The organism is Aliidiomarina celeris (genome assembly GCF_003316875.1).
Taxonomy (GTDB): Bacteria; Pseudomonadota; Gammaproteobacteria; order Enterobacterales; family Alteromonadaceae; genus Aliidiomarina; species Aliidiomarina celeris.
The window spans coordinates 1-16,963 of record NZ_QMIL01000007.1 but is presented as its reverse complement, the minus strand read 5'-3'; the positions used below and the strand labels follow the sequence as shown (position 1 = coordinate 16,963).

Below are 16,963 nucleotides of genomic sequence, written 5' to 3'. Positions count from 1 at the left end.
CAAATTAGATTAAAAAACAATCGGTGAGGATGTGGTAAATGAAAACTTTGATGATGAGTAGTATATTTTTATTCGTGATCGTTAATGCTTCTCTAGTGTCAGAAAGTTATGCGTCCGAAAGACAGGCGTCAGAAATTAACTTCTCGTTGGATATTTATGGTGATGATTTTAATGCATTGAAAGCGGTTGTTTATAACAACCACCCAATGCAGATGTTCGTTTCTCACCCGAACAGTGGACGGGAATATAGGTTTGAATTATTGGTAAGTGAAGTTCCGCATGAGGGTGAGTCAATACCTAAAGTTTATTTGAAAATAAATGAAAAAGAGTATGGCCAGAATGGATGGACCGAGCATGCCGCGTTTGAAGTAACGAAAAGATACGATGATGATGTTCAGTTTTCGCGCCTTTCAGCTACGGGTGAAGGAATTAAAGGCGATATTCGTGTATCAACCTATGACTTAGCAGAGGAAGAATCCAGCTTTAGTCAGACTGAGTGCGCTAGCGAAGAAGTTCTTAGGTTGACTTCTACTTTAGGTTCCGTATAATATCGCGTCACGGTAGTTAGAGTTTTACTTTAAATGCCGTCAACAGTGCTCCCGATTGGGGAGCAAACGTGTAGTTGAAAAAACGTCCTCTCACAGTCTTTGAACTGTTCTAGAGGCGCGTTTTTTTATGCTCTTTTTTAAATGCTCTTTTGGATGAGGCTTTGATATGTCAAGTCAAAGAATTCGGATTCGCCTGAAAGCCTTCGATCACCGCTTAATCGACCAGTCGACTGCGGAAATCGTAGACACAGCGAAACGTACGGGTGCACAGGTTCGTGGGCCTATTCCACTACCTACCCGCAAAGAACGGTTCACCGTGTTGATCTCTCCACACGTGAATAAAGACGCGCGTGACCAGTACGAAATTCGTACCCACAAGCGCCTTATCGATATCATTGAGCCTACAGAAAAAACTGTAGACGCTCTGATGCGTTTGGACCTGGCCGCTGGTGTTGATGTACAAATCAGCCTGGGCTAAGTGAGCAATAGGATTCTGGATAAGAGGTTTTAACAATGGCTATTGGTCTAGTCGGTCGTAAAGTAGGAATGACTCGCATCTTTCAAGAAGATGGCGCATCGGTTCCTGTGACTGTGATCGAAGTGCTAGCAAACCGTGTCACCCAGGTCAAAACACTGGAGACAGACGGTTATCGCGCACTTCAGGTGACCACTGGCAGCAAGAAAGCCAATCGTGTCAACAAACCTTCTGCGGGTCATTTCGCAAAAGCGGGTGTAGAAGCAGGTCGCGGCCTGTGGGAATTCCGCTTGAATGGCGAAGAAGGTACAGACATCGAAGTAGGCTCTGAGCTGACAGTCGAACTGTTTAACGAAACAAAAATGGTAGACGTAACTGGAACCTCTAAAGGTAAAGGTTTTGCGGGTGCCGTTAAGCGCTGGAACTTCCGGACTCAGGACGCAACGCACGGTAACTCACTGTCGCACCGCGCACCAGGTTCGATTGGTCAAAACCAATCACCGGGTAAAGTTTTCAAAGGTAAGAAAATGGCAGGTCACATGGGTGCTGAGCGCGTAACTGTGCAATCACTCGAAGTGGTCCGCGTTGACGCTGAGCGCAACTTAATCTTGGTTAAAGGTGCAGTCCCAGGTGCTTCTGGTGGCGACGTCATCGTGAAACCAGCGGTTAAAGCGTAACGTCTGAGGAGATTAGTGATGGAATTAGCATTAAAAGACGCGAAAGGCGCTCTTGAAGTTTCCGAAGCTACCTTTGGACGTGAGTACAATGAAGCTTTGGTGCATCAGGTTGTAGTGGCCTATGCAGCAGGCGCACGTCAAGGTAGTCGCGCACAGAAAACGCGCTCGGAAGTTGCTGGTGGTGGTAAGAAGCCATGGCGGCAAAAAGGTACTGGCCGCGCTCGTGCCGGTACAATCCGTAGCCCAATCTGGCGCTCTGGTGGTGTAACTTTTGCTGCGAAGCCGCAAGATCACAGCCAGAAAGTTAACAAAAAAATGTATCGTGGTGCTCTGAAGAGCATCCTGTCTGAACTGGTTCGTCAAGACCGCTTGTTAGTGGTTGAGAACTTCAGCGTTGAGTCACCTAAAACTAAGCAATTAGTTGCGAAGCTGAAAGAACTGGATCTTCAGGACGTTCTTATCGTGACCAAAGAAGTTGACGAGAACTTGTTCTTGGCTTCACGCAACCTGCACAAGGTTGATGTACGTGACGTTCAAGGTATTGATCCGGTCAGCCTGATTGCGTTCAACAAGGTACTGTTCACCGCTGATGCAGTGAAGCAGCTTGAGGAGACATTGGCATGATGCGTGAAGAACGTTTACTAAAAGTTATCCTAGCGCCTCACGTGTCTGAAAAGGCCACGATGACTGCTGAAAACGACAACACTGTTGTTTTCAAGGTCGCTAAGGATGCAACGAAAGCAGAAATTAAAGCTGCTGTTGAGAAACTGTTCGAAGTCGAAGTAGCCGGCGTTCGCACACTTAACGTGAAGGGTAAAACCAAGCGTTTCGGTGCACGCACAGGTCAGCGTAGCGATTGGAAAAAAGCTTACGTAACCCTGAATGAAGGTGCTGATATCGATTTCGTGGGCGGCGCTGAGTAACTGGGAGGATATTGAAAATGGCTGTTGTAAAGCAGAAGCCTACATCTCCAGGTCGTCGCCACGTCGTAAAAGTCGTTGGCCAAGACCTGTATAAGGGCAAGCCGTATGCTCCATTGTTGGAGAAGAACAGTAAAAATGGTGGCCGTAATAACAATGGTCGCATCACTGTTCGTCACATCGGTGGTGGTCACAAGCATCATTATCGCCTGATCGACTTCAAACGCGACAAAGACGGTATTCCGGCAAAAGTTGAGCGTATTGAATACGATCCGAACCGTTCTGCAAATATCGCACTTGTGCTTTATGCAGATGGTGAACGTCGCTACATCTTGGCTCCAAAAGGATTGAAAGCGGGTGACCCTGTAATGTCAGGTTCAGAATCGCCAATCAAGCCAGGTAACGCAATGCCGATGCGCAATATTCCTGTGGGTTCTGTAATCCACGGTGTTGAAATGAAGCCAGGTAAGGGTGCACAGCTTGCACGTTCTGCCGGTGCTTATGTTCAACTTATTGCTCGTGAAGGCATGTACGTAACGGTTCGCTTACGTTCAGGTGAAGTACGTAAACTTCTTTCTGATTGTCGTGCGACAATTGGTGAAGTAGGTAACGCTGAGCATATGCTCAAGCAATTGGGTAAAGCGGGCGCAACGCGCTGGCGTGGTGTTCGTCCTACCGTTCGCGGTGTGGCAATGAACCCAGTTGATCACCCACATGGTGGTGGTGAAGGCCGCACTTCAGGTGGTCGTCATCCGGTTACTCCATGGGGCGTTCCTACGAAGGGTTACAAAACCCGTAAGAATAAGCGTACCGATAAGTACATCGTGCGTCGTCGCACTAAATAAGGCAAGGGGTTAAACAATGCCACGTTCTCTTAAAAAAGGTCCATTTATTGACCTTCACCTACTCAAGAAGGTGGAGAAGGCGATGGAAAGCGGGGAAAAGAAACCAATTAAAACTTGGTCCCGTCGTTCAATGATCATTCCAGATATGATTGGTTTGACCATCGCTGTTCATAACGGTCGCCAGCACGTTCCAGTTTTCGTTACCGACGAAATGATTGGTCACAAGCTTGGTGAATTTGCTCCGACTCGTACTTATCGCGGCCACGCTGCAGATAAGAAAGCGAAGAAACGGTAAGAGGTGAATAAAATGGAAGCTATTGCTAAGCATAAGTTTGCCCGCCTTTCTCCGCAGAAGGGTCGTTTGGTAGCGGATCAAATCCGTGGTCAAAACGTAGCGCAAGCTTTAGATATTTTGGCGTACAGCCAAAAGAAAGCAGCAACGTTGATCAAGAAAGTTCTTGAATCAGCTATTGCGAATGCGGAGCACAACGAAGGCGCCGACATTGATGACCTGAAAGTTTCAGCCATCATGATCGACGAAGGTCCCACGATGAAGCGCATCAAGCCTCGTGCTAAGGGTCGCGCCGATCGTATCTTAAAGCGTACCAGCCACATTACTGTGGTTGTGTCAGATAGCTAGGAGATAGATTATGGGTCAGAAAGTACATCCTAATGGTATCCGCCTAGGTATCACCAAACCATATAATGCTACATGGTATGCTGATTCTAAAGATTTTGCGGATAACCTGGAAAGTGATCACAAAGTTCGCTTGTTCCTGAACGAAGAATTGAAAAATGCTTCTGTTGCACGGATCGTTATCGAACGTCCTGCTAAGAGTGTACGTGTGACAATTCACACTGCGCGCCCTGGCGTTGTGATTGGTAAAAAAGGCGAAGACGTTGAGAAATTGCGCCAAGCAATTTCTAAGCTTACTGGCGTACCTGCTCAGATTAACATCTCTGAAGTTCGTAAGCCTGAGCTTGACGCACAATTGGTTGCCGAGAATATCGCCGGCCAACTCGAGCGTCGCGTTATGTTCCGTCGCGCTATGAAGCGTGCAGTTCAAAATGCTATGCGTATTGGTGCCAAGGGTATCAAAGTGGAAGTGAGTGGTCGTTTAGGCGGCGCAGAAATCGCACGTACCGAATGGTACCGCGAAGGTCGCGTGCCATTGCATACTTTACGTGCAGACATCGACTACGCAACAGCGGAAGCCCGCACCACTTACGGTATCATTGGTGTGAAGGTTTGGGTTTTCCGTGGTGAAGTTCTGGGCGGTATGCCAGCTCAGGAAGAAGCACCGAAGCCTGCCAACAACAAGCGCGGCAAAGGTCGTAAGTAAGGAGAAGCGAAATGTTACAACCTAAGCGTATGAAATTCCGCAAGGTTCACAAAGGCCGCAACCGTGGCCTGGCGCAAGCGGGTAACAAGGTTAGCTTCGGTACTTACGCTCTTAAAGCAACTGAACGTGGTCGTATGACTGCGCGTCAGATCGAAGCTGCCCGTCGTGCCATGACTCGTCACGTTAAGCGTCAAGGTAAAATCTGGATTCGCGTATTCCCAGACAAGCCGATTACTCAGAAGCCTCTTGAAGTGCGGATGGGTAAAGGTAAGGGTAACGTAGAATACTGGGTATGTCAGATTCAACCGGGCCGTGTTCTCTATGAAATGGACGGTGTTTCTGAAGAGCTGGCACGCGAAGCGTTCCGCCTAGCGGCACGTAAGTTGCCATTCAAAACTACCTTTGTTACTCGGACGGTGATGTGATGAAAGCAAGCGAATTGAAAGCAAAAAGCGTTGAAGAGCTGAACCAGGAGCTACTTGGTCTGCTGCGTGAGCAATTCAACCTGCGCATGCAAGCAGCCACAGGCCAACTGAATCAGACTCATCTGTTGAATCAAGTGCGTAAAGACATTGCACGTGTGAAAACAGTACTTAACGAGAAGGCAGGTGCGTAATGACTGAAGCCAAAAACATCCGTACGTTGCAAGGCCGTGTGGTCAGCAACAAAATGGACAAGTCTATCGTAGTTGCGATTGAGCGTAAGGTGAAACACCCTATCTATGGTAAGTACATTAAGCGTACTACCAAGGTACATGCTCATGACGAAAACAACACGTGCCGTGAAGGTGATTTAGTATCGATTAAGGAAACTCGTCCGGTATCGAAAACCAAATCATGGGCACTGGTAGACGTGCTAGAGCGTGCAACTGAGGTTTAATCTCAACTGTACGATTTGAAAAGGCGACCTTTGGGTCGCCTTTTTCTTTTTTGGCGCCTTGCTCTATACTTAAGTAACTCATTTTTAACGGAGATCGGAAATGGATAATCGTAAGCTACTAGTTTTGGTTGGCTCCCTTGTTGCAGTATCGTGGTTAGGTGCGGGGCAAGTACAGGCGCAAGAAAATGACGGCTTAGCGGCAGAGATTGACCGTATTGAGAGCGAGTTTGAGCTTTTAAAGCGTAAGGTAGACAGCTTAGAAATGGACCGCGAAGAAGACGGAATAACCATTGGTGGCGCGGTTCGCTTCCAATATGTGGTGACCGACTATGATGATGCTCAGCGGAGCCGAGGTGGGGATTTAGACTTCGACATTTTCCGCTTAGATTTTAATGGCCGCATGGGTGACGTAATTCTTTCGGCGCAGTATCGTTGGTTCGAATACATGGACGCGTTTCGCCATGCCTATTTCGGTTATGACTTTGCGGAAGACTGGCAAGGGCAGGTGGGTATGGTTATCCAACCGTTCGGGGTTATGCCGTACAACTCGCACAGCTATTTCTTTAGCTCGAATTTTTATTTGGGTATGGAAGACAACAACGGTGCCGGCATTCGTTTTCGTAAACGTTCAAGCGACTGGGATTTAGACTTTGCGTTTATTCTTAACGATGAACTCGGCGGTGCTACCGGGTTGGTGCGTAGCCCAGCAGACCGCTACAACTACGATGTTGTGGGCATACGGTTGCCAGGGGAGGGTATTTACGACGAACCCACACAAGTTGCAGGCGAGAATAATACCTTTATGACCCGAGCTGCGCGTAAATGGCACTGGGACGATGAACGTATGCTAGAGCTTGGTGTTTCGCTGCAGTATGGTCGCTTTAACGACGGCCAAGAGAATATGGGCGACCGGGAAAACCTAGGCTTGCACGCGGTTTACCATACTGGTCCTTGGGAGTTCCACGCTCAATACGCAACTTATGATTACACCTTTGATGTTGCTACCGAAGGCGTGGTGTTAGGGGCCTATGCATACTTTGATACGGTTCCAGAGTCTGCGGACATTTACACAGCCAATATAGCTTATAACTTGCCGGTTGATATTGGCCCTATAACCCACTTGCAGCTGTACAATAATTACAGCTTGGTTACCAACAAGCGTGGCTTTAATGACGACACGGTGATGAACGTTATCGGTATGTCGGTTACGGCCGGTGGTATGTTCACTTATGTTGATCTCGTTACTGCCAAAAACCAGCCTTTCGTAAATGGCGCGATTGGTGCCGACGGCGGCAGCACCAACACGCGGTTTAACATTAATTTTGGCTACTATTTTTAACGCGATAGTGGTAACATCAACCCTCTTCAAAAAAGCCGCTTTCTCGGCGGCTTTCTTCGAATATTTTCTTCCAAAATAATCTATCTTCTTAAAATCTTATCTGTTATAATTTCGCGCCCTTTTAATATGGGGTCTTCTTTCTGATGTTCAGAAGGAAGCTAGCTTGGACTCGAAAGAGTCTGGTTTATTTTAAACTCAAGCGGAGCACTGAGATGATCCAAATGCAAACTATGCTGGACGTAGCCGATAACTCCGGCGCACGCAGCGTACAATGTATTAAGGTTCTAGGTGGTTCGCACCGCCGTTACGCAAACATTGGCGATATCATCAAAGTTACGGTTAAGGAAGCAATTCCTCGTGGCAAGGTGAAGAAAGGTGATGTTTACAACGCGGTGGTGGTTCGCACCCGGAAAGGCGTCCGTCGTCAAGACGGCTCTGTTATCCGTTTTGACCGCAATGCAGCTGTGATTTTGAACAACAACTCACAGCCTATTGGCACTCGTATTTTTGGGCCGGTGACTCGTGAATTGCGCGGTGAGCAGTTCATGAAAATTATCTCACTAGCACCAGAAGTATTATAAGGAGCTGAACATGGCGGCAAAAATCAGACGTGATGACGAAGTAATTGTGCTGGCAGGTAAGGACAAAGGAAAGCGCGGTAAAGTGCTTTCAGTTCTGACTGGCGAAAATCGCGTCGTGGTAGAAGGCGTTAACATTATCAAGAAACATCAGAAACCTAATCCGTCTCTGAACGAAGCTGGTGGCATTATTGAAAAAGAAGCCCCAATTCACGTTTCTAATGTTGCGATTTTTAACGCGGCAACCAGCAAAGCAGATCGTGTTGGTTTCAAGATTGAAGGCGAGAAGAAAGTTCGCGTTTTCAAATCTACAAATGAAATCATCTAAGTAAATATTGGAGTATACGATGGCGAAACTGCATGATGTTTACAAAGATACTGTAGTTCCTGAACTGATGAAACAGTTCGGCTACACCAGTGTCATGCAAGTCCCTCGGATTGAGAAAATCACCCTGAATATGGGTGTTGGTGAAGCGTTAACTGACAAGAAGATTCTTGACAATGCAGTCGCTGACCTGGAAGCAATTTCTGGTCAAAAAGTGGTTCGCACTGTTGCTCGTAAGTCAGTAGCCGGCTTCAAAATCCGTGAAGGCTTTCCGATTGGTTGTAAAGTAACTCTGCGCGGTGAGCGTATGTGGGATTTCCTACAGCGTTTCATTTCGATCGCAATTCCTCGTATTCGTGACTTTCGTGGTCTGAGTGCGAAGTCTTTCGACGGTCGTGGGAACTACAGCATGGGCGTTCGTGAGCAAATCATTTTCCCTGAAATCGACTACGATAAAGTCGATCGGGTACGTGGTTTGGACATCACGATCACGACGAGTGCAAAGAGCGATGATGAAGCTCGTGCATTGCTGTCTGCCTTTAACTTCCCGTTCAGAAAGTAAGGTGTAGAGTTATGGCAAAAGTTTCTATGAAAATGCGTGAGCTCAAGCGTCAAAAGCTTGCGGCAAAGTACGCTGAAAAGCGTCGCGCACTGAAGACGATTATCGCGGACCCTGCGTCTAGCGACGAACAACGCTGGGAAGCTGTTCTGGATTTGCAGAAGCTCCCACGTGATTCTAGTGTATCTCGTCAGCGTAACCGCTGCCGCGTCACTGGGCGTCCTCATGGTTACCTTCGCAAGTTTGGCATGAGCCGTATTAAGGTTCGTGAAAAAGCTATGCGTGGTGAAATTCCTGGCTTGAAGAAAGCTAGCTGGTAAGCGACGAATCACGGGAGAAAGCAAATATGAGCATGCAAGATCCAATTGCGGATATGTTCACTCGAATTCGCAACGCTCAAGCGGCGAACAAAGTGACCGTGGTAATGCCTGCATCGAAGCAGAAAGAAGCAATCGCTAAAGTTCTGCAAGACGAAGGTTATATCACTGGCTACAAAATCGAGTCAGGCGTTAAGCCAGAGTTGGAAGTTACCCTGAAGTATTTCGAAGGCAAGCCTGTCATCGAATCTATTCAGCGTGTAAGCCGCCCTGGTCTGCGTATTTATAAGAAGCGTAACGAGTTACCAACTGTAATGGGTGGCCTCGGTATCGCAGTAGTTTCAACTTCTAAGGGCCTAATGACCGACCGCGCTGCACGCAATGCAGGGTTGGGCGGTGAGATCATTGGCTACGTAGCTTAACGGAGGTAGGATATGTCACGCATTGCTAAGGCACCTGTTGCTATCCCTGCCGGCGTTGAAGTTACGTTGAACGGCCAGGAAGTAAGCATTAAAGGTGGACAAGGCACGCTAACTCGCGTTTTTAACGACGCAGTTGAAGTGGTGCAAGAAGAGCAAGAGCTGCGTGCTGTACCTCGTGAAGGTATGGCGAATGCAGTAGCCCAAGCGGGTACCGCTCGTTCACTATTGAACAACATGGTTCAGGGCGTTACCGAAGGCTTTGTACGTAAGTTAACACTGGTTGGTGTTGGTTACCGTGCACAAGCTCAAGGTGCCAAGCTGAACTTAAGCTTAGGCTTCTCACACCCGGTAGAGTTTAACGTTCCTGCAGGTATTACTGTAGAAACACCAACTCAAACCGAAGTAGTGGTGAAAGGCGCCGATAAACAATTGGTTGGCCAAGTTGCGGCAAATATTCGCGCATATCGTAAACCAGAGCCTTATAAAGGTAAGGGTGTACGTTACAGCGATGAGCAAGTTCGCCGTAAAGAAGCCAAGAAAAAGTAGGGTAATACGATGGACAAGAAAGCAGCTCGCTTACGTCGTGCTACTCGCGCACGTAAAAAGATTCAAGAGTTGGGTGGAAACCGTTTGGTTATTCACCGTACCCCGCGGCATATCTATGCGCAGGTTATCGAAGCAAATGGTTCAGTAGTATTAGCCACTGCTTCTACTGCGGAAAGCGTAATTCGTGAGCAAGTTAAAAACACGGGTAACGTTGATGCCGCTAAAGTCGTTGGGAAATTAATCGCTGAACGCGCAAAAGAGAAAGGTGTTGAAGCCGTTTCTTTTGACCGTAGCGGATTCAAGTACCACGGTCGTGTTGCTGCACTGGCAGATGCTGCCCGTGAAGCAGGACTGCAGTTCTAGGAGACGGAAATGGCAAATATCGAAGCTCAAAACGGTGAACTGGTGGAAAAACTCATCACGGTCAACCGCGTCTCTAAAGTGGTTAAAGGTGGTCGCATCTTTAGCTTCACTGCATTGACTGTGGTAGGCGATGGCCAAGGCAAAGTCGGTTTCGGCTATGGCAAGGCTCGTGAAGTTCCTGCAGCGATCCAGAAAGCGATGGAAAAAGCTCGTCGCAATATGGTGACCGTACAGCTGACTAATGGCACTCTGCAGCACCCTGTTAAAGGGCGCCACTCAGGGTCTAATGTATTCATGCAGCCAGCATCTGAAGGTACCGGTATTATTGCCGGTGGTGCGATGCGCGCTGTATTGGAAGTCGCAGGCGTTCATAACGTTCTGTCGAAAGCGTATGGTTCAACAAACCCAATCAACGTTGTCCGCGCGACAATCAAAGCTTTGGAAGCTATGAAGTCTCCAGAGCAGATCGCCGCAAAACGTGGGCTCCCTGTTGATTCGATTGTGGGGTAGTGAACGATGGCTAAGAAGACAATCAAAGTAACTCAAACCAAAAGTGCGATTGGCCGTTTGCCAAAGCACAAAGCAACATTAGTTGGTTTGGGTCTACGCCGTATTAACCACACCGTAGAGTTGGAAGACACTCCTTCTGTACGCGGTATGGTTAATCGTGTGAACTACATGGTTAAGGTGGAGGAGTAAGCTATGTTTTTGAACACTCTAGCACCTGCACCAGGCGCTAAAACTGAGAAGAAACGTCCTGGACGTGGTATCGGCTCAGGTTTAGGCAAAACTGGTGGTCGCGGTCACAAGGGTCAGAAGTCGCGTTCAGGCGGTTCTGTGAAGCCAGGATTTGAAGGTGGTCAGATGCCAATTCAGCGTCGTCTACCTAAATTCGGTTTCACCTCACGTAAATCGGTAGTTACTGCTGAAGTTACGTTGAACGAAATCGCAAAGTTGAACGGCGAAACTGTAACCCTTAGCGCATTGAAAGAAGCAGGTTTAGTAACGAAGAACATTTTGTTCGTTAAAGTTATTAAGTCTGGCGAAATCAATCGTGCGGTTACCGTGCAAGGCATTAAAGTCACTAAAGGCGCGCGCGAAGCTATCGAAGCGGCCGGCGGCAAAATCGAAGGATAATTGACCCATGGCTAGACCAGGATTGGAAAAGTCCAGTGCGAAAGGCGGCTTGTCAGAGCTCAAATCACGTTTGTTATTTGTGCTTGGCGCAATCATTGTATTTCGTGCTGCATCTTTCGTGCCGATTCCTGGAATAGATGCCGATGTGTTGGCGCAGTTATTCGAACAGCAACAGGGTACCATCGTGGCCATGTTTAACATGTTCAGTGGTGGTGCTCTCGAGCGTGCGTCGATCCTCGCGTTGGGGATCATGCCCTACATTACAGCTTCAATCATAATGCAACTTATGAGCGTGGTTAATCCCAAGCTTGCTGAGTTGAAGAAAGAAGGTGAAGCAGGGCGGCGTAAGATTAGCCAATACACTCGTTGGGGTACCTTAGTTCTGGCAATTGCGCAATCTATTGGGATTGCAACAGGTTTGCCAAACTTGGTTCCTGGGTTGGTAATGAATCCCGGGTTTGCCTTTTATTTCACAGCAATAGTAAGTTTAGTTACCGGTACCATGTTCCTAATGTGGTTGGGTGAACAAATTACCGAGCGTGGAATAGGCAACGGTATCTCAATTATCATCTTCGCCGGGATTGTGGCTGGATTGCCATCGGCTATCGGTCAAACAGCAGAACAAGCACGCCAAGGCGACTTGCACTTGTTATTGCTTCTTTTGATTGGTGTCGTTGTATTCGCAGTGACATATTTTGTTGTATTTGTAGAGCGCGGACAGCGTCGGATTGTGGTAAACTACGCGAAGCGGCAGCAAGGTCGTAAAGTGTTTGCTGCGCAGAGTTCGCACTTGCCATTGAAAGTTAACATGGCAGGCGTAATTCCGCCGATTTTCGCGTCGAGCATTATTTTGTTTCCTGGCACCATCGCCACTTGGTTTGGTACAGGCGACACCGGTATAGCAAACATTTTGCAAGAGGTTGCGTTGACATTGTCACCAGGCCAACCGCTTTATGTAATGTTGTATGCAACCGCGATTATTTTCTTCTGTTTCTTCTATACTGCGTTGGTGTTCAACCCACGCGATACAGCAGACAACTTGAAGAAGTCTGGGGCTTTTATCCCAGGTATTCGCCCAGGTGAGCAAACTTCTCGCTATATCGACAAAGTAATGACACGCCTGACACTGGCTGGTGCACTCTACATTACATTTGTATGTTTGGTTCCAGAGTTCATGATGATCGCTTGGAATGTGCAGTTCTACTTCGGTGGAACCTCACTTCTGATTATTGTGGTTGTTATTATGGACTTTATGGCTCAGGTACAAACTCACATGATGTCACATCAATATGAGTCGGTACTTAAAAAAGCTAACCTTAAGGGCTACGGCCGTTAAGGTTGCATGTTACGGAGAGTAGCAATGAAAGTTCGTGCTTCCGTTAAGAAGATCTGCCGGAATTGCAAGATCATCAAACGTCACGGCGTAGTTCGTGTAATTTGTACTGATCCAAAGCATAAACAGCGGCAGGGTTAACAAAGTAAGAGTACAGTCCGGGATTTTATATTCCGGGCTGTGTTTTATTTGCAATTGGGCGATCGGTTGAGTATCCTAACGGGCTTTTCAACTTGTGCCCCTTTAATCTATAGGAGATGTGTTAGTGGCCCGTATAGCTGGCATTAACGTCCCTGACAATAAGCATGCAGTGATTGCACTGACATCAATCTACGGCGTAGGTCGTACCCGTTCAACAGAGATTCTGGCGAGCGTTGGTATTGCTGAAACCACAACGATTGGAAGCTTGTCAGAGGCTGATTTAGACAAGATCCGTGAAGAAGTTGCCAAATACACTGTAGAAGGTGACCTTCGTCGCGAAGTTTCTATGAACATTAAGCGATTGATGGACCTCGGTTGTTTCCGTGGTTTACGTCATCGTCGCAGCTTACCTCTACGTGGACAGCGCACTAAAACGAATGCGCGTACTCGTAAAGGTCCGCGTAAACCGATTAAGAAGTAAGGAGAATAGGCAATGGCTAAAACACCTGCTCGCACTCGGAAACGCGTTAAAAAGCAAGTGACCGATGGCATGGCGCACATCCATGCGTCTTTCAACAACACAATCATCACCATTACCGACCGTCAGGGCAACGCTCTGTCGTGGGCGACAGCGGGTGGCTCAGGCTTCCGCGGTTCACGTAAGTCTACGCCGTTTGCTGCTCAGGTAGCTGCAGAACGTGCTGGTGAAATGGCGAAGGAATACGGGTTGAAGAACCTCGAAGTGTTCGTAAAGGGTCCTGGTCCAGGTCGCGAATCATCAATTCGTGCACTGAACGCGGTTGGATACAAAATCACGAACATTACCGATGTGACACCTATTCCTCACAACGGTTGTCGTCCGCCTAAAAAACGTCGCGTTTAATTGGCGTGATACGATAGTTGGAGAAAGAACATGGCTAGATATTTGGGTCCAAAACTCAAACTAAGTCGTCGCGAAGGAACAGACTTGTTCCTCAAAAGCGGCGTACGTGCGATAGATTCCAAGTGTAAATTGGAAACCGCACCAGGGCAGCACGGCGCACGTCGCGGTCGCTTGTCTGATTACGGTATTCAGTTACGCGAAAAGCAAAAAGTTCGTCGTATGTTTGGCGTGCTTGAAAAGCAATTCCGCAACTACTACAAAGAAGCCGCTCGTTTGAAAGGCAACACGGGTGAAAACCTTCTTCAGTTGCTTGAGAGTCGTTTAGACAACGTAGTGTACCGGATGGGCTTTGCATCAACTCGTGCAGAAGCACGTCAGCTGGTCAGCCACAAAGGAATCGTGGTTAATGGTCGCGTGGTGAACATTCCTTCGTACCAAGTAAAAGCGGAAGACACGGTAAGCGTTCGTGAAAAAGCGAAGAAGCAAGCACGTGTTATCGCAGCTCTTGAGCTTGCAGAGCAGCGCGAGAAGCCGACTTGGGTCGAAGTGGATACTAAGGAAATGCAAGGCATTTTCAAACGTAATCCAGAGCGGTCTGACCTGTCTGCAGATATTAACGAACAGTTGATTGTAGAGCTTTACTCGAAGTAAGGCCTCAGCATAAAGAGAGGACATAATGCAGGGTTCTGTAACCGAATTTCTGAAACCACGGCTCGTTGATATCGAGCAAATCAGCACTAACCGCGCCAAAGTTACTTTGGAGCCGCTAGAGCGTGGATTTGGTCATACGCTGGGCAATGCGCTTCGCCGTATTCTTCTCTCTTCAATGCCGGGTTGTGCCGTCACTGAAGTTGAGATCGAAGGCGTGCAGCATGAGTACAGCACGAAAGAAGGTGTCCAGGAAGACATCATTGAAATCCTGCTCAACCTGAAAGGTCTCGCTGTCATTTTACACGGCAAAGACGAAGCTACGTTAACTTTAAGCAAGTCAGGCGCAGGGGTTGTCACTGCAGGTGACATCACGACCGACGGAGACGTTGAGATTGCTAATCCAGAGCATCTTATCTGTACTTTGACCGGTGATACCGAACTGAAAATGCAGATTAAAGTTGAACGCGGTCGTGGTTACGTCCCTGCAAACGCACGTCAGCAGAATGAAGAAGAAGACCGCTCAATCGGTCGTCTGCTGGTCGATGCTTCTTTCAGCCCTGTTGAGCGTATAGCTTATTCAGTGGACTCTGCTCGTGTAGAGCAGCGTACCGATCTAGACAAATTAGTTATCGATATGGAGACTAATGGAACTCTAGAGCCTGAAGAAGCGATTCGTCGTGCAGCGACTATTCTTGCTGAACAGCTAGAAGCGTTCGTTGAATTGCGCGATAAGAGCGAACCAGAAGCGAAAGAAGAGAAGCCAGAATTTGATCCAATTCTGTTGCGTCCGGTAGATGATCTTGAGCTGACTGTACGTTCTGCAAACTGTTTGAAAGCAGAAGCGATTCAGTATATTGGTGACTTAGTGCAGCGTACTGAGGTGGAACTATTGAAAACTCCAAACCTCGGTAAGAAATCGCTCACTGAAATTAAAGATGTGTTGGCATCACGTGGTCTTTCTCTTGGCATGCGTCTTGAGAACTGGCCGCCAGCAAGCTTATTAGACAACGACTAAGTTGTTTTAAGTCACCTGGGTAAAGAGTTTTACTTAGAAGGGTATTTGGTATGCGCCATCGTAAGAGTGGTCGTCAACTTAACCGAAACAGCAGCCATCGCAAAGCGATGTTTAGCAATATGGCAAGTTCATTAGTTCGTCACGAAGTGATCAAAACTACTGTGCCTAAAGCAAAAGAGCTGCGTCGTGTAATTGAGCCTCTAATCACACTAGCAAAGCAAGACAGCGTTGCAAATCGCCGCTTAGCTTTTGCTCGTACTCGTGATAAAGAAGTGGTTGGTAAATTGTTTAACGAGCTAGGCCCACGTTATTCAGAGCGTCCAGGTGGGTACACCCGGATCCTGAAATGTGGTTTCCGTGCTGGTGACAATGCGCCAATGGCTTTTGTAGAGCTTGTTGACCGTCCAGTAAACGAAGAAGTTGCTGAAGAAGTAGTTACTGAAGAGTAAGTTACTTTTAGTAAGCGAATAAATTAAAACGGAGCCTTTTGGCTCCGTTTTTCTTTGTATTCAGCGTAACGCTAAATAGAACAAGTGAAGCATCGTGTGTATTGTTACAGGAGCCCGTGCGCGGCATAATGATTGGCTGAATATTTCAAGCCTATGCAGAGCGCCATGCGAGTTAGCGGTTACAACTTAATCACTCGATTGTGGATTCGTTTAAAAGGGAGAGGAAAATGCCAAGTTTTGATGTTGTTTCAGAGATAGATAAAGTGGAATTACGCCATGCAGTAGAGAACGCTGAGCGTGAACTGCAAACTCGATTCGATTTTCGAGGCGTAGATGCGAGCATTGAGCTCAACGATCTTACTGTTACTTTAAAAACGGAATCTGATTTTCAGGTACGTCAATTGTTGGATATTCTTCGTAATAACACGACCAAACGTGGTATATCGTTGTCAGGTGCAGATATCGAAGACGAGCCGGTACATAGTGGAAAAACATTCAGTTTTCATATCACGTTTAAACAAGGTATTGATCAGCCGTTGGCAAAACAGATCGTAAAGTTGGTAAAAGAAAGTAAGATTAAAGTGCAGGCGTCTATTCAAGGAGAGAAGGTTCGGATCAACGGTAAGAAACGTGACGACTTACAAGATGCCATTGCCTTATTAAAGAATTCTGATATCGAATTACCATTACAATTTGAGAATTTCCGCGATTAGAAGCTCAGAGTATAAAGGCGCTTAGCTGTAGCCGATGAAAAATCAGTACCGAAAACCGACCAAAATAGCGACAAGGCGAGCAAGGATTAGCCGTATTTGATTAAGATCGTTTATAAAATGTGCAGTCAGTAAAAAGTTTCAAAAAAGGGCTTGATCGCGCTTCGAAGATCTCTATAATGCGCCTCCGTTGTCAGGCAACGCCGAGCAACAAGAATTCAGAAGGTACAAGGTTTGAACGGGATCAAAAAAGATCATTCAAGTACTTGACTTCACCAAGGAGAAGCGTAGAATTCGCTTCCCTGCTTCGGAAGGAAGCAACGTTCTTTAACAATATATCAAGCCAAGTAATCTGTGTGGGCACTTGCACGAGAAGGCATCAAAAAAGACCAACTTTGGTTGGCAACTTTAGCGAAGCTTTTGAGTGAAGGTGCTTACGTAAAAGTAAGAACCAAAATTCATGAGTTGAGCAGCTTTCGCCTTAACGGGTATGAAAGCAACTTTGCAT

31 protein-coding genes are annotated in these 16,963 nt (G+C 47.2%); all 31 read left to right on the top strand.

What is annotated here, in order from left to right; genetic code table 11:
• Positions 1-38 precede the first annotated feature (38 nt).
• The 31 genes from DQW12_RS11655 (at position 39) to DQW12_RS11505 (ending at position 16,458) form a co-directional block, all read left to right on the top strand.
• Complete coding sequence (locus DQW12_RS11655) at positions 39-548, top strand: hypothetical protein (RefSeq protein WP_157957918.1); 510 nt, start codon at positions 39-41, stop codon at positions 546-548.
• 166 nt (positions 549-714) lie between these two features.
• Positions 715-1,026 carry a 30S ribosomal protein S10 gene (gene rpsJ / locus DQW12_RS11650; RefSeq protein WP_111570037.1) on the top strand — a complete coding sequence of 104 codons (312 nt, stop codon included), beginning with the start codon at positions 715-717 and terminating at the stop codon, positions 1,024-1,026.
• 35 nt (positions 1,027-1,061) lie between these two features.
• Positions 1,062-1,700 (top strand): 50S ribosomal protein L3, encoded by a 639-nt coding sequence (rplC, locus tag DQW12_RS11645; protein ID WP_113908047.1) that lies wholly within the window; start codon positions 1,062-1,064, stop codon positions 1,698-1,700.
• A gap of 18 nt (positions 1,701-1,718) precedes the next feature.
• The gene (gene rplD / locus DQW12_RS11640) at positions 1,719-2,324 is read left to right on the top strand and encodes a 50S ribosomal protein L4 (RefSeq protein ID WP_113908046.1); all 606 of its coding nucleotides are present in this window, start codon (positions 1,719-1,721) and stop codon (positions 2,322-2,324) included.
• Complete coding sequence (gene rplW, locus DQW12_RS11635) at positions 2,321-2,623, top strand: 50S ribosomal protein L23 (protein WP_113908045.1); 303 nt, start codon at positions 2,321-2,323, stop codon at positions 2,621-2,623. The genes rplD and rplW overlap by 4 nt, the downstream gene beginning before the upstream one ends.
• Positions 2,624-2,640: 17 nt before the next feature.
• Positions 2,641-3,465 (top strand): 50S ribosomal protein L2, encoded by an 825-nt coding sequence (rplB, locus tag DQW12_RS11630; RefSeq protein ID WP_113908044.1) that lies wholly within the window; start codon positions 2,641-2,643, stop codon positions 3,463-3,465.
• A 16-nt stretch (positions 3,466-3,481) separates the two neighbouring features.
• Positions 3,482-3,760, top strand: a complete 279-nt coding sequence (gene rpsS, locus DQW12_RS11625; RefSeq protein WP_113908043.1) for a 30S ribosomal protein S19 — start codon at positions 3,482-3,484, stop codon at positions 3,758-3,760.
• A 12-nt stretch (positions 3,761-3,772) separates the two neighbouring features.
• Positions 3,773-4,105 (top strand): 50S ribosomal protein L22, encoded by a 333-nt coding sequence (rplV, locus tag DQW12_RS11620; protein WP_113908042.1) that lies wholly within the window; start codon positions 3,773-3,775, stop codon positions 4,103-4,105.
• A 10-nt stretch (positions 4,106-4,115) separates the two neighbouring features.
• The gene (gene rpsC / locus DQW12_RS11615; protein ID WP_113908041.1) at positions 4,116-4,808 is read left to right on the top strand and encodes a 30S ribosomal protein S3; all 693 of its coding nucleotides are present in this window, start codon (positions 4,116-4,118) and stop codon (positions 4,806-4,808) included.
• 11 nt (positions 4,809-4,819) lie between these two features.
• Positions 4,820-5,233, top strand: a complete 414-nt coding sequence (gene rplP / locus DQW12_RS11610) for a 50S ribosomal protein L16 (protein ID WP_113908040.1) — start codon at positions 4,820-4,822, stop codon at positions 5,231-5,233.
• The gene (rpmC, locus tag DQW12_RS11605) at positions 5,233-5,424 is read left to right on the top strand and encodes a 50S ribosomal protein L29 (protein ID WP_113908039.1); all 192 of its coding nucleotides are present in this window, start codon (positions 5,233-5,235) and stop codon (positions 5,422-5,424) included. Before rplP ends, rpmC begins: the two co-directional genes overlap by 1 nt.
• Positions 5,424-5,687: a 30S ribosomal protein S17 gene (gene rpsQ / locus DQW12_RS11600; protein ID WP_113908038.1), complete on the top strand. Its 264-nt coding sequence runs from the start codon at positions 5,424-5,426 to the stop codon at positions 5,685-5,687. The genes rpmC and rpsQ overlap by 1 nt, the downstream gene beginning before the upstream one ends.
• A gap of 100 nt (positions 5,688-5,787) precedes the next feature.
• A complete protein-coding gene (locus tag DQW12_RS11595; protein WP_232819967.1) occupies positions 5,788-7,026 on the top strand; it encodes a carbohydrate porin in 1,239 nt (412 codons plus the stop codon).
• Between the two features lie 212 nt (positions 7,027-7,238).
• Positions 7,239-7,607, top strand: coding sequence for a 50S ribosomal protein L14 (gene rplN / locus DQW12_RS11590; protein WP_111570016.1), 369 nt, complete (start codon positions 7,239-7,241; stop codon positions 7,605-7,607).
• A gap of 10 nt (positions 7,608-7,617) precedes the next feature.
• Positions 7,618-7,932: a 50S ribosomal protein L24 gene (rplX, locus tag DQW12_RS11585; protein WP_113908037.1), complete on the top strand. Its 315-nt coding sequence runs from the start codon at positions 7,618-7,620 to the stop codon at positions 7,930-7,932.
• A 19-nt stretch (positions 7,933-7,951) separates the two neighbouring features.
• A complete protein-coding gene (rplE, locus tag DQW12_RS11580; protein ID WP_113908036.1) occupies positions 7,952-8,491 on the top strand; it encodes a 50S ribosomal protein L5 in 540 nt (179 codons plus the stop codon).
• An 11-nt stretch (positions 8,492-8,502) separates the two neighbouring features.
• On the top strand, positions 8,503-8,808 hold the full coding sequence (gene rpsN / locus DQW12_RS11575) for a 30S ribosomal protein S14 (RefSeq protein ID WP_113908035.1): 306 nt from the start codon (positions 8,503-8,505) through the stop codon (positions 8,806-8,808).
• 26 nt (positions 8,809-8,834) lie between these two features.
• Positions 8,835-9,227, top strand: a complete 393-nt coding sequence (gene rpsH, locus DQW12_RS11570) for a 30S ribosomal protein S8 (protein ID WP_113908034.1) — start codon at positions 8,835-8,837, stop codon at positions 9,225-9,227.
• A 12-nt stretch (positions 9,228-9,239) separates the two neighbouring features.
• Positions 9,240-9,773, top strand: coding sequence for a 50S ribosomal protein L6 (gene rplF, locus DQW12_RS11565; protein ID WP_113908033.1), 534 nt, complete (start codon positions 9,240-9,242; stop codon positions 9,771-9,773).
• Positions 9,774-9,782: 9 nt separating this feature from the next.
• Complete coding sequence (rplR, locus tag DQW12_RS11560; protein WP_113908032.1) at positions 9,783-10,136, top strand: 50S ribosomal protein L18; 354 nt, start codon at positions 9,783-9,785, stop codon at positions 10,134-10,136.
• A 9-nt stretch (positions 10,137-10,145) separates the two neighbouring features.
• Positions 10,146-10,646 carry a 30S ribosomal protein S5 gene (rpsE, locus tag DQW12_RS11555; protein WP_113908031.1) on the top strand — a complete coding sequence of 167 codons (501 nt, stop codon included), beginning with the start codon at positions 10,146-10,148 and terminating at the stop codon, positions 10,644-10,646.
• A gap of 6 nt (positions 10,647-10,652) precedes the next feature.
• The gene (gene rpmD / locus DQW12_RS11550) at positions 10,653-10,835 is read left to right on the top strand and encodes a 50S ribosomal protein L30 (protein ID WP_113908030.1); all 183 of its coding nucleotides are present in this window, start codon (positions 10,653-10,655) and stop codon (positions 10,833-10,835) included.
• 3 nt (positions 10,836-10,838) lie between these two features.
• Positions 10,839-11,273, top strand: a complete 435-nt coding sequence (gene rplO / locus DQW12_RS11545; RefSeq protein WP_113908029.1) for a 50S ribosomal protein L15 — start codon at positions 10,839-10,841, stop codon at positions 11,271-11,273.
• A gap of 7 nt (positions 11,274-11,280) precedes the next feature.
• Positions 11,281-12,609, top strand: a complete 1,329-nt coding sequence (gene secY / locus DQW12_RS11540; protein ID WP_113908028.1) for a preprotein translocase subunit SecY — start codon at positions 11,281-11,283, stop codon at positions 12,607-12,609.
• A 24-nt stretch (positions 12,610-12,633) separates the two neighbouring features.
• On the top strand, positions 12,634-12,747 hold the full coding sequence (rpmJ, locus tag DQW12_RS11535) for a 50S ribosomal protein L36 (protein WP_113908027.1): 114 nt from the start codon (positions 12,634-12,636) through the stop codon (positions 12,745-12,747).
• Positions 12,748-12,871: 124 nt separating this feature from the next.
• Positions 12,872-13,228 carry a 30S ribosomal protein S13 gene (rpsM, locus tag DQW12_RS11530; RefSeq protein WP_113908026.1) on the top strand — a complete coding sequence of 119 codons (357 nt, stop codon included), beginning with the start codon at positions 12,872-12,874 and terminating at the stop codon, positions 13,226-13,228.
• Positions 13,229-13,240: 12 nt separating this feature from the next.
• Positions 13,241-13,630, top strand: a complete 390-nt coding sequence (gene rpsK / locus DQW12_RS11525) for a 30S ribosomal protein S11 (RefSeq protein WP_113908025.1) — start codon at positions 13,241-13,243, stop codon at positions 13,628-13,630.
• A gap of 30 nt (positions 13,631-13,660) precedes the next feature.
• On the top strand, positions 13,661-14,281 hold the full coding sequence (gene rpsD, locus DQW12_RS11520) for a 30S ribosomal protein S4 (protein WP_113908024.1): 621 nt from the start codon (positions 13,661-13,663) through the stop codon (positions 14,279-14,281).
• Positions 14,282-14,306: 25 nt separating this feature from the next.
• Positions 14,307-15,296 (top strand): DNA-directed RNA polymerase subunit alpha, encoded by a 990-nt coding sequence (locus DQW12_RS11515; RefSeq protein ID WP_113908023.1) that lies wholly within the window; start codon positions 14,307-14,309, stop codon positions 15,294-15,296.
• 50 nt (positions 15,297-15,346) lie between these two features.
• Positions 15,347-15,745 carry a 50S ribosomal protein L17 gene (gene rplQ, locus DQW12_RS11510; protein WP_113908022.1) on the top strand — a complete coding sequence of 133 codons (399 nt, stop codon included), beginning with the start codon at positions 15,347-15,349 and terminating at the stop codon, positions 15,743-15,745.
• Between the two features lie 227 nt (positions 15,746-15,972).
• The gene (locus DQW12_RS11505; RefSeq protein ID WP_113908021.1) at positions 15,973-16,458 is read left to right on the top strand and encodes a YajQ family cyclic di-GMP-binding protein; all 486 of its coding nucleotides are present in this window, start codon (positions 15,973-15,975) and stop codon (positions 16,456-16,458) included.
• Positions 16,459-16,963 lie beyond the last annotated feature (505 nt).